The organism is Enterobacter cloacae complex sp. 2021EL-01169 (assembly GCF_020733125.1).
Classification (GTDB): Bacteria; Pseudomonadota; Gammaproteobacteria; order Enterobacterales; family Enterobacteriaceae; genus Enterobacter; species Enterobacter roggenkampii.
This window is the reverse complement of the sequence record NZ_JAJFTC010000001.1, coordinates 356,754-370,671: the sequence shown is the minus strand read 5'-3', so window position 1 is coordinate 370,671 and position 13,918 is coordinate 356,754. Positions and strand designations below refer to the sequence as shown.

General features: G+C 60.1%; 13 protein-coding genes. 4 read left to right on the top strand and 9 right to left on the bottom strand.

What is annotated here, in order from left to right:
- Window positions 1-54: 54 nt before the first annotated feature.
- From LLF79_RS01685 to LLF79_RS01660, 6 genes are all read right to left on the bottom strand, one after another.
- Entirely contained in the window at window positions 55-876 is an 822-nt protein-coding gene (locus LLF79_RS01685; protein WP_016487832.1) for an ABC transporter ATP-binding protein, read from the bottom strand.
- Window positions 873-2,030 carry an ABC transporter permease gene (locus LLF79_RS01680; protein ID WP_016487831.1) on the bottom strand — a complete coding sequence of 386 codons (1,158 nt, stop codon included), beginning with the start codon at window positions 2,028-2,030 and terminating at the stop codon, window positions 873-875. Before LLF79_RS01680 ends, LLF79_RS01685 begins: the two co-directional genes overlap by 4 nt.
- Window positions 2,027-2,647 (bottom strand): DUF3313 family protein, encoded by a 621-nt coding sequence (locus LLF79_RS01675; RefSeq protein WP_016487830.1) that lies wholly within the window; start codon window positions 2,645-2,647, stop codon window positions 2,027-2,029. Before LLF79_RS01675 ends, LLF79_RS01680 begins: the two co-directional genes overlap by 4 nt.
- Window positions 2,648-2,662: 15 nt before the next feature.
- The gene (locus LLF79_RS01670; RefSeq protein WP_032665245.1) at window positions 2,663-3,010 is read right to left on the bottom strand and encodes a multidrug efflux SMR transporter; all 348 of its coding nucleotides are present in this window, start codon (window positions 3,008-3,010) and stop codon (window positions 2,663-2,665) included.
- Window positions 3,011-3,090: 80 nt separating this feature from the next.
- Window positions 3,091-6,195 carry an efflux RND transporter permease subunit gene (locus LLF79_RS01665; protein ID WP_058688200.1) on the bottom strand — a complete coding sequence of 1,035 codons (3,105 nt, stop codon included), beginning with the start codon at window positions 6,193-6,195 and terminating at the stop codon, window positions 3,091-3,093.
- A gap of 24 nt (window positions 6,196-6,219) precedes the next feature.
- Complete coding sequence (locus LLF79_RS01660; protein WP_104468799.1) at window positions 6,220-8,025, bottom strand: efflux RND transporter periplasmic adaptor subunit; 1,806 nt, start codon at window positions 8,023-8,025, stop codon at window positions 6,220-6,222.
- A gap of 101 nt (window positions 8,026-8,126) precedes the next feature.
- On the opposite strand from LLF79_RS01660, the gene LLF79_RS01655 reads away from it, so the two are divergent.
- From LLF79_RS01655 to LLF79_RS01640, 4 genes are all read left to right on the top strand, one after another.
- Complete coding sequence (locus LLF79_RS01655; RefSeq protein WP_016487825.1) at window positions 8,127-9,530, top strand: efflux transporter outer membrane subunit; 1,404 nt, start codon at window positions 8,127-8,129, stop codon at window positions 9,528-9,530.
- 89 nt (window positions 9,531-9,619) lie between these two features.
- Window positions 9,620-10,525, top strand: coding sequence for a LysR family transcriptional regulator (locus tag LLF79_RS01650; RefSeq protein WP_050157749.1), 906 nt, complete (start codon window positions 9,620-9,622; stop codon window positions 10,523-10,525).
- A gap of 32 nt (window positions 10,526-10,557) precedes the next feature.
- Window positions 10,558-10,821, top strand: coding sequence for an EexN family lipoprotein (locus LLF79_RS01645; protein ID WP_000717310.1), 264 nt, complete (start codon window positions 10,558-10,560; stop codon window positions 10,819-10,821).
- Window positions 10,822-10,879: 58 nt separating this feature from the next.
- A complete protein-coding gene (locus tag LLF79_RS01640) occupies window positions 10,880-11,197 on the top strand; it encodes a multidrug efflux SMR transporter (RefSeq protein WP_000539741.1) in 318 nt (105 codons plus the stop codon).
- A gap of 335 nt (window positions 11,198-11,532) precedes the next feature.
- On the opposite strand, the gene LLF79_RS01635 is transcribed toward LLF79_RS01640, so the two are convergent.
- From LLF79_RS01635 to LLF79_RS01625, 3 genes are all read right to left on the bottom strand, one after another.
- Window positions 11,533-12,039 (bottom strand): hypothetical protein, encoded by a 507-nt coding sequence (locus LLF79_RS01635; protein ID WP_006378996.1) that lies wholly within the window; start codon window positions 12,037-12,039, stop codon window positions 11,533-11,535.
- Window positions 12,040-12,083: 44 nt separating this feature from the next.
- A complete protein-coding gene (locus LLF79_RS01630) occupies window positions 12,084-12,614 on the bottom strand; it encodes a polyketide cyclase (protein WP_016487823.1) in 531 nt (176 codons plus the stop codon).
- Between the two features lie 280 nt (window positions 12,615-12,894).
- Window positions 12,895-13,800: a LysR family transcriptional regulator gene (locus tag LLF79_RS01625; RefSeq protein WP_006378991.1), complete on the bottom strand. Its 906-nt coding sequence runs from the start codon at window positions 13,798-13,800 to the stop codon at window positions 12,895-12,897.
- Between the last annotated feature and the right edge of the window lie 118 nt (window positions 13,801-13,918).

Sequence of the window (13,918 nt, the reverse complement as noted above, 5' to 3'; positions counted from 1 at the left end):
TGCGCCCAGCCCAATGCGTGCGCGACGGAAGAATGATGCAGATGCGGAAGGGTTTCATGGCTGCGTCTCTTGGCTGGAAGCACCAGTGGCCTGTGCGGCCGCACGGCCACGGGGGCCGTGAAAGTATTCCTGTATCCACGGGTGCTTGAATCGCTCGACTGCCTCGATGCCGTCGTTGATGAGTACCTTCTGGTTCGCCAGGACCGCGACACGGTCGCATATGGTGTACAGCGTATCGAGGTCGTGGGTTACCAGAAACACCGTGAGACCCAGTGCATTGCGCAGGGTCAGAATCAATTGGTCGAAAGATGCAGCCCCGATTGGATCCAGTCCTGCGGTGGGTTCGTCAAGAAACAGGATGTTCGCATCAAGCGCCAAGGCTCTCGCCAGTGCTGCTCGTTTCACCATGCCTCCGGACAACGAGGCCGGATATTTGTCTCCCGCTCCGGCAGGCAACCCCACCAAGCCCAGCTTGCTTCTTGCCAAACGCTCGGCAAGAGGCCGCGCCAGACCGACATGCTCGATTAAAGGAAGAGCGACGTTCTCCAAGACGGTCAGCGATGAATACAACGCGCCCTTCTGGAACAGAATGCCGAACCTTCGCTCCATACGCGCGCGTGCAAGCCATTGGGCTCGCAGTAGGTCGCGCCCCCCGATACGGACCACGCCCGAATGCGGCTTCTGCAGCCCGACGATGCTACGCAAGAGCACGGATTTCCCGGTGCCTGATCCTCCCACCACGCCAAGGATTTCCCCGCGTCGCACGTCCAGGTCCAGGTCCTGATGGACCTGCTGGGTTCCAAACCTGTTGTCTAGGCCGCGCACTTCAATAGCGTGTCGCACACCGTTGTCGGTGTCTTCCTTCACCGCGCTCACCAGCCCATCTCCATGAAGAACAGTGCAGCGATGGCATCGATCAGGATCACCATGAAGATTGATTGCACAACACTAGAAGTCGTGTGGTCGCCTACCGACTCAGCGCTACCGGCGACCTTGAACCCTTCATGGCAGCCGATAGCGGCGATCATCACCGCGAAGAGCGGGGACTTGCTCATTCCGACAAGAAAATGGCGCACCTCGATTTTTTCCTGCACGATGGCAAGGAACTGTGCAGGAGGAATCTCCAAGCTCAGTGCGCATACAGTGGCGCCGCCCACAATGCCAGCCAAGATGCCTACTAATGTGAGCAGTGGCAAGGACACAAGAAGCGCCAGCACGCGTGGCAGCACCAGCAACTCGATGGGGTCGAGCGCGTTGGAGCGAAGCGCATCGATCTCTTCATTTGCCTTCATCGAACCGATTTGGGCGGTATACGCGCTTGCGGTACGGCCTGCAATCAATATGGCCGGGAGCAGCACTCCGAACTCGCGCATGAACGAGAAGGCGACCAGATGCACCGAGAAGATGCTCGCACCGAAGTTGGCCAGCACCGTTGCGCCCAGGAACGCCACCACCATTCCTACCATGAAGCTCAGTAGCGCCACGATGGGAATGGCGTCCACCGCTGACCGCTGGATTTGAGCGATCACCGAGGTCGTGCGCCAGCGACGCGGGTGACGAACGGTACGGCTCCATGTTTCGATGATCTGACCCACGAACCCGGCCAGACCAAGACACGCACGACAGCCCTGTTCCACGGTCAGGCCTATGCGTCCCAGACCGCGGAGCAGAGGATTCCCGCTCACCGCTGCTTTGTCCGTCTTCTGCTGAGCGGTAGCAGCGGCGGCAAGCGCTTTCATTAGGGCGAGGCGATCCGGGGACAGATTTGGAGCTGCCTCCGGCCGGTCGAGTATCGAGTCTGGCCCGAGAATTTCCACCAGCAGAGCCGCGCCGGCGGTGTCCAGTCTCTGGACTTGCGTCCAGTCGAGCAAGGGAGTGGCGTACCCCTCGGCATGGCTGATGCGGGCGGCGGACACGGATTTTGCCAGACTGGCGTAGTGCTCTATCGTCCAGTCGCCACCCGCCAGCCATTTGTGATCACCGCCGACCATGGCATCCTGCCGGAGCCAAGCCTGTGAAGCGTTGCTCATGGCTGCGTGTCCCGCCAAGCGCTGTCGATGCGCTCGATGCAGTTCGTGATCGCCGCTTTGGCATGACCCAGCAATGTGTACGAACCGGCGAACTCTTTAATGACGTTGCCGCGCTCGAAGCAACTGGCGGCAGCAACGCGTCGTCCCGTACTTACATCGACTGCTTCGAACTCTAGGCTGGCACCGCCCGTCGTCACGGGTCCAACCAGCAGGGTCGTCATTGCATTGACTGCCCGATTCGGTGTCTGCAGTTCGGTGACCGCTACACGCACCCGAACCTGTCCCGTGCCACCTGGGGTGGCGGGACTTTTGCCTTCCTGGCGTTTCAGTTCGCTCGTCACATGGTCTAGCACTTCACGCTGCTGCGCGTCATCGAGCCCATCGATGCGACCCGAGGCGGTCTTGATCTGCGCATCTTCCACCACGACAGCGGCATAACGCTTGGGCTCGAATCCCGCTGCGCGGTACATCAGTACGTTCTCGTATCGTGTCGGCGATAACTTCTCGTAGTCGCCGAGAAATCCGGAGCGCGTCATGCTGTTGGTCGCGCATCCAGAGAGCGCGGCTGCTACGCAAAAAAAAATGCCGCCGCGGATCAATGCAGTTTTGCTCTTCATAATGGGTCTCCTTGATCAAACGAAACTAAGACAGGCAATGCCTGCTGCGATGAGGGCGGTGCCAGACCAGCGCGTCACTGATGCGAGATCGCCTAGCAAGAGGGCGCCGATACCCAAGTTTCCAAGTAGCCCGATTCCTGCCCAGGCTGCAGAGGCCGCGCTGATCGGAATCCGCTTGAGCGCGAGCCACAAAAGTGCGCCGCTGGCCGCCATGCACGTCACTGCCACACAGAGGCCGACCCAGCGCGTCGGACCGCCCGCCGTGATGGCCCGCAGGCCCAATGGATAGCCCGCTCCTAGAACCCCTGCGGCAATGACAATCGACCAGGATTTCCAGATCAGCGGATGGATGCTGAATCGCATAAGCCTAGCGAGACATACGGATGAAGCGTGGGTACATACGAATTCTGAGAATGCGCAGCACGAGGCGGTCCGCAAGAGACTCATGAGCGATCTCCATGCGCGGTGGCGGCACTCAGGCTCCACGGCCCAATTCGCTTGATTCCAAACAGGACTTCGTAAAGCAACGGAATCAAGCCCAACGTCACCAGCGTTCCGAGCGCCAGCCCACCGATCATCGCGATCGCCATCCCTGTCCATAACGGTCCGGAGAAGAGCATGAGTGGCACCAGTCCCGAAATGCAGGTGACCTTGGTCATCACGATTGGACGAAGTCGTTGTATCGCGGCCCCAACCAAGGCTTCATGGCGCGGCAGGCCTTCCGCTAAGCCCTGGTCGATGCGTTCCAGCAACAGCACGGCGTTGTTGACAATGATCCCGAACAAGGCCAGTACGCCGAAGGTCGCCATGAAGCTGAAAGGTGTGCCGGTTAGCTTCAGAGCCAATACCACGCCGATAAGCGTGAAAGGGATCGTCGCGAGGATCACACCGAGCTTGCGGAAGGAATTGAACTGCCATACGAACAGCATCAGCATCGCCAGAAATGCGAGGGGCATGTAGGTCGACAGCGCGGCGTTCGATTCGGCAGCTTCCTCGATCTCGCCGCCAAGTTCGACCGAGTAGCCCGCGGGCAGGTCCAAGGCAGCGACGCTAGGCACCAGGCGGTTGACGATCTCCTGGGCGGTGTAGGAGGTGTTCTGTCCTTGCACGGTGATCGTGCGGATGAGATTGCGCCGTTGGATGACCGATGGCTCGCTCGCGAGCGATACGTCTGCGACCTGGGCCAGCGTCACCGCCGGACCGCCGTTGCTGGGATAGATGAGCGTCGCGCCTACGTCTGCCGTGCTGCGACGCTCGCTTACGATGCTGCGCAGGACGATCGGAACGGAGGTGTCACCGTCGCGAATCACCGAGATCGATCGGCCGCTGTAGCGGACATCCAGCCCGCCAGCGATGTCTTCAGTCGTTACGCCCGCCCGACGCGCGCGGTCCTGGTCAACCTTTACGTCGATGCGGCCAATGCGCGTATCCCAATCGTTCTTGACGTTGATGGTTCCGGGCAGCTTGCGCAGCGCTGCTTCGATTTTGGACGCGGCCTCCAACAATACCTCCTCATCCGGACCGCTGACGCGATAAATGGCAGTCCCTGACTCGGTCGCACCGAGCGAGAAACGCTTGGGCTCGGCGCGCACGTCGCCATGTGCTTGCGCAAAGTAGCTGCGGGTGCGGGCGAGGACGGCGTCGATGTCGCTCTTCGGCTTCAATGTGACAACGAAGTACGCGATGTTCGATGCCGGCAGTGGTGGATTCAGGCTAAGGATGAAGCGCGGGCCACCATCGGCGACGTAGCCGATGTGATCGGAGACTTCTGGATTGATGTTCGTGTCGCCCAGCCAACTACTGATCTGCTTCACGCGGGCGAGCGTTTCGCGCGAGTCGGTACCGGGGGCGAGCTGCACCGGAATCTGGAACTGAAGCCGGTCGGACTTGGGCATGAAATCGTACGGCAGGGTGGTGAAGCCATACAGCGCAATGGCAAGCGCCGCGATCATCGACGCTACATAGACCGCCTTATGGTGGAGCACCCACTCCAGTACGCGCCGGTAGCCACGGTAGAAGCGGGTGTCATAGGCGTCGCCCTGCTCCTGCTTGTGATGGGGTTTGGCGAAGTGGTAGCACAATAGGGGCGTGACAGTCAGGCACAGCAGCCACGAAGCGAACAACGTCAGTGCCAGCACGACCACGAGATTGTGCAGATACTCGCTCGTGGCGTTCTGGCCAAAAAAGAACGGCGAGAACACGATCACGATCACGAGCGAGGACGTGAGCAGCGGAATGGCGAGCGTGCGGCCCGCCTCGAGGCAGGCATGCTTACGATCTTCGCCACCGGCCAGGCGGCGTTCGATGTCTTCGGCAATCACAATGCCGTTGTCCACCAACAAGCCGAGCGCAATGATGATGGCGCCCATCGAGACGTTCTGAAGCTCGATGTTCATCGCGCGCATGACGATGAGTGCACTGAGGATCGTCAACGGCACGATCATGCCCACGATGATCCCGGTGCGCCAACCGAGAAATAGCACGACGACACCGAGGACGACGATGATCGTCTCCATCATGACTTGGTTCATTTTGCCCATCTCGTGCTTGACGACATCGGCCTGGAAAGTGACGTATGACAGATCGAAACCCGCCGGCAGCAGCTTCTCCTGGTCTGCAACCCGTGCTTTGAGCGCTTTTCCGAACTGCTCCACGTTCTGACCGGAGGCCATCGAAACCGCCATGACGACAGCGGGCTGGCCTTTGTAGATGGCAGCAGATTCCGGCGGATCGGCTGGCCGCACACTCACCTGCGCCAGTTCACCCAATGCGATCGTCGGCACGGGCGCCGTACTACTTTGCGGTCGTGGCAGCGCGATCGGCATTGCTCGCAGGGAGGGAGCGTCACGCACTTCGCCACTGACCGCCAAGGTTGCATTGATGCCGCCGACAACAATTTGTCCACCCGAAGCGACGACGTTCTGTTTGACGAGTTGGTCGATCACCCCCTGTGGTGTCAGCTCCAATCGCGCGAGCCTAGGCCGATCGAATTCGAGATAGACGCGCTCTTCCTGCAGGCCGTAGAAAGTGATGCGCTCAATACCAGGCACGGTGTACAGGCGGTCGCGCATCTGCTTGAGCGCGACGCGCATCTCGCTCATGGAGTAACCTGGTGCAGTGACCGCAATCGAGGCAACCGCGACGCGGCCGAAGTCTTCGTCGACGAAAGGCCCCATCGTGCCCTGTGGTAAGGCATCCTTCGAATCGGCGACCTTGGCCCGGACGCGCTGCCAGATCGGTGCCAAGTCGGTGTAGCGGTCCCAGATCGTGACCTGGATCATGGCGCTGCCTGCGCGCACGGTGCTCGTCACGCGCTTGACCTCTGCCAGTTCGCGCAAGCGCTCCTCGATCGGCCGGGCAATGAGTTGCTCAACGCGTTCGGCGGGCAGCCCCGGGTTCAACGCCGTGACCATCGCATCGCGGACCGTGACAGTCGGCTCCTCCTGAGAAGGAAAATTCAGGAAGGTCGCGATGCCGGCGACGAAAATGATGAGCGCTACAAAGTAGGTAAGTCGACTGGCGCGCAGCGCCATCTCGGTGATCTTCATGATGAAGTAACCTGGTGGATCGCGTTAGCGCTTGGTCAATTGAGTGGTGGCTTCCAGTGGTGTCACTGGCTGTCCATCGGTGAGCCATCCTCCTCCGGCGGCAACCACCGTCTCGCCGGGCTTGAGTCCAGCGAGGACGCGCGCGCTGTCTCCTTCCTGTACCGGCGTGAAGCGCACCGCGCGACGGTGCACCTTCTTATCTTCAGGGGTGTAGACGAAGACGGAAGCCTCGCCCGGCTTCGTGCCGAGCACCAGCGAGGCATAAGGTATGGATACAGTCTCGGGCCGAGAGGTCTTGGAGGTTGCCGCAGGTGCGTCGAGCACGACCTGTACGGGAATACCTGGCCGAAGTGCGCGCGCTTGCGCGTTATCTTCAGGCACTAGCACCACGGGTAGGAGCGAGCCATTTTCGGCGCGCAGACCGACACGACGTACCACCGCTCGGATTGGTTGTTCGGCTCCGCTCCAGAACAGTTCTGCGCGTTGGCCGACATCTATGTGAGGTGCCTGTGTAGTAGACGCGTTCGCGATGATCTCAGTGCCACTGCGCACGCCGTCGACCTGAAATACCGGCGCACCAGCAGCAATGTCGGTGAACGCCAAAGCCAGCTTTTCCGCCACGACACCATCGAAAGGAGCGACGATCATCGTGCCACGTTGTGCTCGTTCGGCCAGGCCAAGCGCCGCCTTGGCAGTGCGCGCTTGACCCTCTGCGACCGCTAGCTGCGCCTTCGCGCTCTCGAACGCAGCAGGGGAGATGACTTCGCTTTCGAGCAACCGGCGCTGTTGATCTGTCTGTACACGTCGATCCATCAGGCCGGCTTCGGCGGCCGCCAGGGATGCTTGCGCTTGTGTCACGCGAAGCCGGTCAGGTTGCGCATCAAGTTCTGCCAGGACTTGGCCGCGGGAGAACCGTTCACCCACGTCGACGTTCAACTTGGCGATCCGTCCTCCTGTTTCAAATCCTAGGATGCTGCGCTCGGTTGCTCGCGCCGAGCCAGTCAATTCGATGCGAGAGCTATGCGGGAGATCCGACTGCGCGGCGGCGAGCTTCACTGCGCGCGGAGGCTCGGATACGGTGGATTGCGAGTTTTCGCACCCTGAGAGCAGAGTCGAAATGGATAGTGTGCAAGCAACCGCCAAGGAGCGCGGTGCGCACGCGGTCATGACACCGCTACGGACGCGACTCATGTGCGTCCTTTTTGCCGGGACAAGTTCGAGATGGCCCGAGGCGAGATCCTGGAGCGCCCGAAAGAAATGCCGCCGCTCTGCGGGTGCGAGTATTGGCAAACCCAGAAGATCGGCGAACAGGGCGCCATCCAATGCCAGCATGATGAGTGCCGCGGTCTCGGTGCCACGCGGGGATCGACGCACGCGTTCGTACTGCACGCGGTACCACTCGCGCAGTGGGTCGAGAAGTGTTGGATCTTCCGCAGCTGCCGCGAGCAGCGCTGCGCCCATCTTCTGCATCTCGTCGTCGGGCATCGCTTCCACCTGGCTCGACAGCCAGGGGTCCGGGTCTCCGGCAAACCTGCGCTCGTGATTGGCTTGTACCGCGTCGAACGCCCGGATCATCTCGTCGATCAGTGTCACGAACAAATCGCGTTTGGTCTTGAAGTGATAGAGAAACGCCCCTTTGCTCAACCCGGCCCGCACGACGACGGCGTCCAGCGTCAGACGACTGGCGCCTTCCTCCAGCACCAGTTCGCGAGCGGCCTGCAGGATGCGCTCGCGAGTTAGCTGGGCTCCTTGCTGGAGAACGGGCTGCGCATCGGTGCTGCTATGGGCGGTGGACGGGGGGGGCAACTTTGTTTTCGCGCGAGGCGGCATGGTCGTGCTCCAAAAAAAGCTTGAGTCATATACAGTCCAGACGGTATAGTAGAAGGCGTAAAACAGTCCGTCAAGACTTTTTCGGAATGCAAGGACCTGCCATGTCTCAAATTCTTGAACGCTATCGCCTCATGGCCATGATTTCGCCGCTAATGCTTCTTGCGGCTTGCAGCCATGCTCCGCACTCTGCCGATCCGCCTCGCCTGGATGTACCGGCCCATTTCTCAAATGAAGAGGGAGGTGAAGGCATCCTGGACAAATCATCCCGCCGTACTCTTCCCGTCGACTGGTGGACGGCCTACGGCGATCCACAGCTCAATGTCCTAGTCCGGGCGGCGCTGGAGCGCAACACCGAACTGTCGATTGCGCGCGCGCGCGTCGACGAGGCCTCGGCCGCCACGCGGCGAGCACGGGCCTCCCTGCTCCCCTCGTTGTCCGCGGGCACGCAGGCAACTCGAGGACGCGACTATTCAGAGAACGTTGCGATCGGCAATGATGGCCGCGCCACGTTGTCTGCATCGTGGGAGGCAGACCTGTCGGGGCGGCTTTCGCAGGCAGCAGAAGGTGCGCGCCTGGATGCGGTGGCAGCCGAACAAGCGTGGGTTGCCACGCGTTGGCAGGTCGCGTTTGAAACAGTGTCGGCGGCTGTGCAGCAGCGCCAAGCCAGTGAACTCGAAGCGCTCGCCACGGCGCGGCTGGCATCCGCCGAGCGACTCGTCTTGCTGACACAACGGAAGTTCGAGGCCGGACAAGCTACCGGCTTCGACATCGAGCGAACCCGCTCCGGCGTCGTCGCACTGCGTGTGGAGCAAGAGCAACTTCGGCGTGCGCGCGGCGAGGCGACGCATGCACTTGATGTACTAGCGGGACAAACGCCCGGAGCGTCTGCAGCTTCTCCGACTCTTGCTTCACTCGCCGCCCCCAATTGGACACCGACACGCATACCTGCGGACCTGCTGAGTGAGCGGCCCGACGTGCGCGCCGCCGAAGCGAAGTTCGCAGCCGAAACCGCGCGCTGGAACGCAGCCGAAGGCGAACGCTTCCCTAAGCTGGTGTTGGACCTGAGCGGCGGACGGCAGCGCGTTGAGAGTGCGGGGACGCGCATTACCGGCAACATTTTTTCACTTGGGGCCGGGGTTTCGTTGCCGATCTTCGATGGTGGCGCGATCCGTGCCGGCATCGAGACCGGAGAGGCGCGCAGCCGAGCTGCGCGCGCGGAGTTCGAGCGCACTTTGTTGAGTGCATTGCAGGACGTAGAGAACGCATACCTCGGTTGGCATACGCAGCACGCCGCACTGGAGCATCAGACCGAGGGGGTCGCAGTCGCGGAGCGTCAGCTCGATCGCAGCCGCCGTCTGTTTGAGGCGGGACAAGTGGACGCCACGGTGGTGGCCGAGGCTGAGGCGGGGGTGATGTCAGCGCAGGCTTCGCTGATCCGCACGCGGGCCGAGACAGCCGTGCAATGGGGTGTGCTGGCAAAAGCACTATCCGGCCCACCTGTTTGATCGGGGAAGCTTGCTGGAGCAGCTTGCGAAGGCTAGATAGCGTGGCGCAAGGCGAAGGTGGTGAGGCCTAAGTGAGGAGGAATGCGAACATGGAAATTCGGCATCTGCGCTACTTTCTAGCGGTGGCAGAGGAACTGCACTTTGCCCGAGCCGCAGAGCGCCTCCACATCGAGACATCGCCGCTGTCGCGCGCCATCAAAGAGCTTGAAGAGGAGTTGGGCGTAGCGCTATTTGCGAGAACCACTCGGAGCACCCGCTTGACTCGTGCAGGCAGACTCTTCTTTGAGAGCGTACCCCGTGTCTTCGCAGCTTTGCAGCAGGCGCGCGACAGTGTGAACGCCGCAGCCAATGGCTTTCATTGCCAGCTCCGTATTGCATTGTCTGATGGAATCACGCCATCGCGCCTGCCTGCGTTGTTGGCGCTCTGCCGGCAGGAAGAGCCGGAAGTGGAAGTTCGCTTCTTCGAAGTGCCTTTGTCACAGCAAATCAAGGGATTGTGTGGCGAACTGTACGATCTCGGCTTCGCTCAATCGGATGAAGTCGGCGAAGGCATCATCGCCGTGCCGGTGTGGAGTGACCCTCTGATGGTAGCTGTGCCCGCACGGCACCCCTTGCTATCCCACAAACAGATTCCCCTGGAAGAGCTGTTGCGGTATCCGCTGGTGCTCTGCGACGCGGTGGCGTGTGAGGGCCATGCTCGGCAAGTTGAACGGGTGCTACGTCGCGTGGACATTGAGCCTCTAATTGCCGAACGCGTGACTTCCAGCGATCTAATGATGGTCCTGGTTTCGGCGGGACTTGCACTAGGCCTCACAGGAGGTGCGCATATTACTGCCAGCAGGGAACAGGGTGTGGTCGCACGGCCGCTGACTGGACGTTCGCCAATGCTCACGACCTATCTACTACGGCCGGCCAGCGAGCCGTCAGAAATGCTGACTCGCTTCATGGAACGCGTTCATTCGATCAAATCTCCAGATGCCAAAGGTCGGCGGTAAACCATCACACAATCTCCCAAAGAAAATTAACCATGAAGAAGATTGCTCTCATATTGCTTTCCTCGACATTGGCAGCCTGCAGCCCATCTGGGAAACCAGATAAAGCCAACCTTCCGACAGTCGATGAATTAGCGCTCAATCCTGAGCGTCTGAAAGAGTTGCGCAAGCAATGCAAGTTGGATCGACCAATGCTGGGCGACCAACTATGTAACCGGGTTGCCGAGGCTACGCGAAAGCGCTTTTACGAAGATGGCGATGTGCCCCACACCACGCCTAAAGAGCCGCCGAAGTTCTAAGCTGGTGGTCATGCCGGAGTATGTATGCCGGATATGAAAAATTTGAAGGAGAATCGCAATGGGTTGGATCTATCTTGTTTTGGCTGGATTGTTTGAAATCGGATGGCCGGTCGGGCTGAAAATGGCGCAAGAGCCAACATCGCGTTGGAGTGGGGTCGCAGTAGCCGTCTCTTTCATGACAATTAGCGGCGCCTTCCTATGGCTTGCTCAGCGTCAGATACCGATTGGGACTGCTTATGCGGTGTGGACGGGTATCGGAGCGGCGGGAACGTTCTTAGTCGGAATTCATTTCTATGGCGACCCAACCTCCCTGATGCGATACCTTGGCGTGGCGCTGATCATCCTGGGCGTTATCACGCTCAAGTTATCGAGTTGAGTACTAGCTCCTTTGATAGCGTAGTCACTGGGACACCCTGCGACACAGACTGGATCGGGTTCTGGGAACTCGCACGGTCACCTCCTCCTAGTCGTTATATGTGGTGAGCTTGCCGCAGCCTCGGGAGAGTTCGAGCCAGTGCGCGTAAGGCGGTGGAGCAGCCATTCCGGGTGCTCCACCTTCAGCTCCTGCAAAGGTGGAGAAAGAGTGTGGGTTGGCTAGCATGGCGCGGCCAAGAATCACCAAACCCATCTACCTGCCAGCGATCACGTGCTCGGCCATTCGCGGATCGTCGATGCCCCAACTCACTGCCACAGGTAGCCCAGTCTCGCGGCTCATGCGTTTGGCAAAGGGGCTGACGCGACGGCCGGCAACCAGCGGCTGGCCATTCGCTTCCTTGACATTAACCAGTCCGGCTCGGCCGTGGCAGGCCGCCGCGACCACCCTGCCGTCAGCCCAAGCGCCCGACAGCAGATTGACGAGCGCCCCGCTCCGGGTAAGTCCCACATGGTGCCATGGCCGCCGGGCAGGAACATCACCGCACCCCCTTCCGGGGCGATGCTGTCGATCTTCAGCGAGCCTTCGAGCTTGTCCATCGACACCTTGTCATCGAGGAAGCATTCCACGCTCGGCGGGTTCATGCCTTCGCTCGCTATGGAATGAGGATCCACCGGAATCTCGCCGCCGGCGATTGACGCAATATCCACATTGGCACCTGCATCGACCAAGGCGTAGTACGGGGTGGACTGTTCCTCGAACCACACGCCGGTCAGGCGCGGGTCGTCGCCCATCGTTGCCTGCGAAGTCAAAACCAGCAGAATCTCGAGGGGAGTTCCCATCATGGTTTTCTCAGTTCAGACGCTTGGGATCAAGCGGCCAGCGACCATTACGCCTGCTTGGCTTTGCGCGCTGTCTCGACCAAGCTGTCGAGCCAGTCCTGATGGCCGTTGATCATCGGGTTGGGTTTGGCGTTGTGCAGCTCCTCGGCCGGCTTGCCCTTCTGCGTTTCCTGCGTGAGGATGCGCACGCGCCCGCCGTCCAGGTTCTCGACCAGCCAGGCGTGATGCACATCCAGGCGCGTATCTGTGCCTTCCTCGCCGGACCAGCCGTGCCAGGCCACGCGGCCGGGTTGCCCATCCGCAGGTGCCACGTACTCGTTGCACTGCCCCTCTACCGGGAAGCCGAAGGTCTCGAAATAAAATCGATCGCCGTCGGCCAGTACCGGGCCTTTGCCGCCATGAAAGCGCACGTTAGCCGAGTTGGCGTAGTAGCTTGGCCACAGCGATGGTGTGACGAGTAGCGGCCATACGTCGGCCGCGCTCAAGCCGGCGGCGATGATCTCATTAGAGGCGAAATTCTCAGTAAAGCCCGGCGTGTAGCCTTCGGGCCAGAGGATGGCGTTCTGTTGCTTGCTCATATCGAAGCTCCTTCACAAAATGTCAATGACGCAACAGGGGTGGCTGCGTCATTCAAGTGGTCATAGAGCAATCATGAGCCTCCCTGTGAAATAAGTGAAATCCTAATTTTTTATTTTTGAAATCATATAATTTGATATCAGCGTCTAGGTTCTGCCATCCGCCGACAAGGCTATCTCGCAGCGGTGCTACGAAAGGGTCCGTCTCCAATTGAGCCGGCTGATTGCATATTTGTAGTGCGAGGCAGAGTTGTGCTGAGCATGACGATGAGAGCCATCTTGCCTACTTGTTGTTAGCACAGGAAGTGAACAGCAGTGCTCGTATCCAGCGATGTGCTGGATCGTGATGGGTGCGTTCGTGCCAAGCAGCCGTCTTGGTGAACCCCGGTATCTTCATCGGCGGCAGGGAGATAGCCAGCTTGTCCATACCGGCGACCAAGCGGCTCGGCAAGATCGCGACCATGTCACTGGCACGCAGGATGTCTGGCAAGATCAGAAAGCTCTTGACCGACAGTGTGACGCTTCGTTGTTTGCCCAACTGTTCTAGCGCATCGTCGGTGACGCCGCGGAAACCTCCACCATCGTAGGAAACAAGCGCATGGTCGAGAGCACAGAACTGCTTAACTGTCAGCTTGCGCCCCATAGCCGCTGGATGGTCTTCCCGCAGGACACACACGTAGTGCTCCTTGAATAGCTCTCGGGCATGCAGATTTGGCGGAGTGATCTCTGGCGTCAGGAGGGCTAGATCGATTTGACCGCGCTCAAGCTGGTTCTGTAGCAGTCCGCTCTCGACTGGCACTAATGAGACTCGAACGCGCGGTGCGTGCTGTTTGAGTGCCGATAGAAATGGGACAGCAATGGCACGCAGCGCATAGTCCGTCGCGGCGATGGAGAAGGTCAGTTGTGCGGTGGCCGGGTCGAAAGAAGGTGGCTGGAGCAGCGCGTCGATTTCCGCTAGCACCTGTTTGACAGATATCCCTATGTCTAGCGCCCGCTGCGTCGGAACGATGCCCCGCTGCGCACGCGCGAACAGCGGGTCGCCGAAGCTTTCACGCAGCCGCGCAAGCATGCCGCTCAAGGCCGGTTGGGTTAGTCCAAGACGTGCTGCCGCCCGTGTCACGTTGCGTTCGTCCAACAATACGTCCAGCGCCTTGAGTAAGTTGAGATCCATGCTCTTGATATCTTTCATTCTTATCCAGATTTCAATAAATAATTCTTTCCCATGATATCTAGATTCTGCTCATGAGGGGAGCGAGACCCAGCGAGAATTTTTTTCTGGGCAACCTCTTGGAAACTCCAAATGCGCC

Excerpts from the sequence above, each read along its gene's own strand:
- LLF79_RS01680 (WP_016487831.1), bottom strand. The coding sequence starts at position 2,030 with ATGAGCAACGCTTCACAGGCTTGGCTCCGGCAGGATGCCATGGTCGGC.
- LLF79_RS01675 (WP_016487830.1), bottom strand. The coding sequence starts at position 2,647 with ATGAAGAGCAAAACTGCATTGATCCGCGGCGGCATTTTTTTTTGCGTA.
- LLF79_RS01670 (WP_032665245.1), bottom strand. The coding sequence starts at position 3,010 with ATGCGATTCAGCATCCATCCGCTGATCTGGAAATCCTGGTCGATTGTC.
- LLF79_RS01665 (WP_058688200.1), bottom strand. The coding sequence starts at position 6,195 with ATGAAGATCACCGAGATGGCGCTGCGCGCCAGTCGACTTACCTACTTT.
- LLF79_RS01660 (WP_104468799.1), bottom strand. The coding sequence starts at position 8,025 with ATGCCGCCTCGCGCGAAAACAAAGTTGCCCCCCCCGTCCACCGCCCAT.
- LLF79_RS01655 (WP_016487825.1), top strand. The coding sequence starts at position 8,127 with ATGTCTCAAATTCTTGAACGCTATCGCCTCATGGCCATGATTTCGCCG.
- LLF79_RS01650 (WP_050157749.1), top strand. The coding sequence starts at position 9,620 with ATGGAAATTCGGCATCTGCGCTACTTTCTAGCGGTGGCAGAGGAACTG.
- LLF79_RS01645 (WP_000717310.1), top strand. The coding sequence starts at position 10,558 with ATGAAGAAGATTGCTCTCATATTGCTTTCCTCGACATTGGCAGCCTGC.
- LLF79_RS01640 (WP_000539741.1), top strand. The coding sequence starts at position 10,880 with ATGGGTTGGATCTATCTTGTTTTGGCTGGATTGTTTGAAATCGGATGG.
- LLF79_RS01635 (WP_006378996.1), bottom strand. The coding sequence starts at position 12,039 with ATGATGGGAACTCCCCTCGAGATTCTGCTGGTTTTGACTTCGCAGGCA.
- LLF79_RS01630 (WP_016487823.1), bottom strand. The coding sequence starts at position 12,614 with ATGAGCAAGCAACAGAACGCCATCCTCTGGCCCGAAGGCTACACGCCG.
- LLF79_RS01625 (WP_006378991.1), bottom strand. The coding sequence starts at position 13,800 with ATGAAAGATATCAAGAGCATGGATCTCAACTTACTCAAGGCGCTGGAC.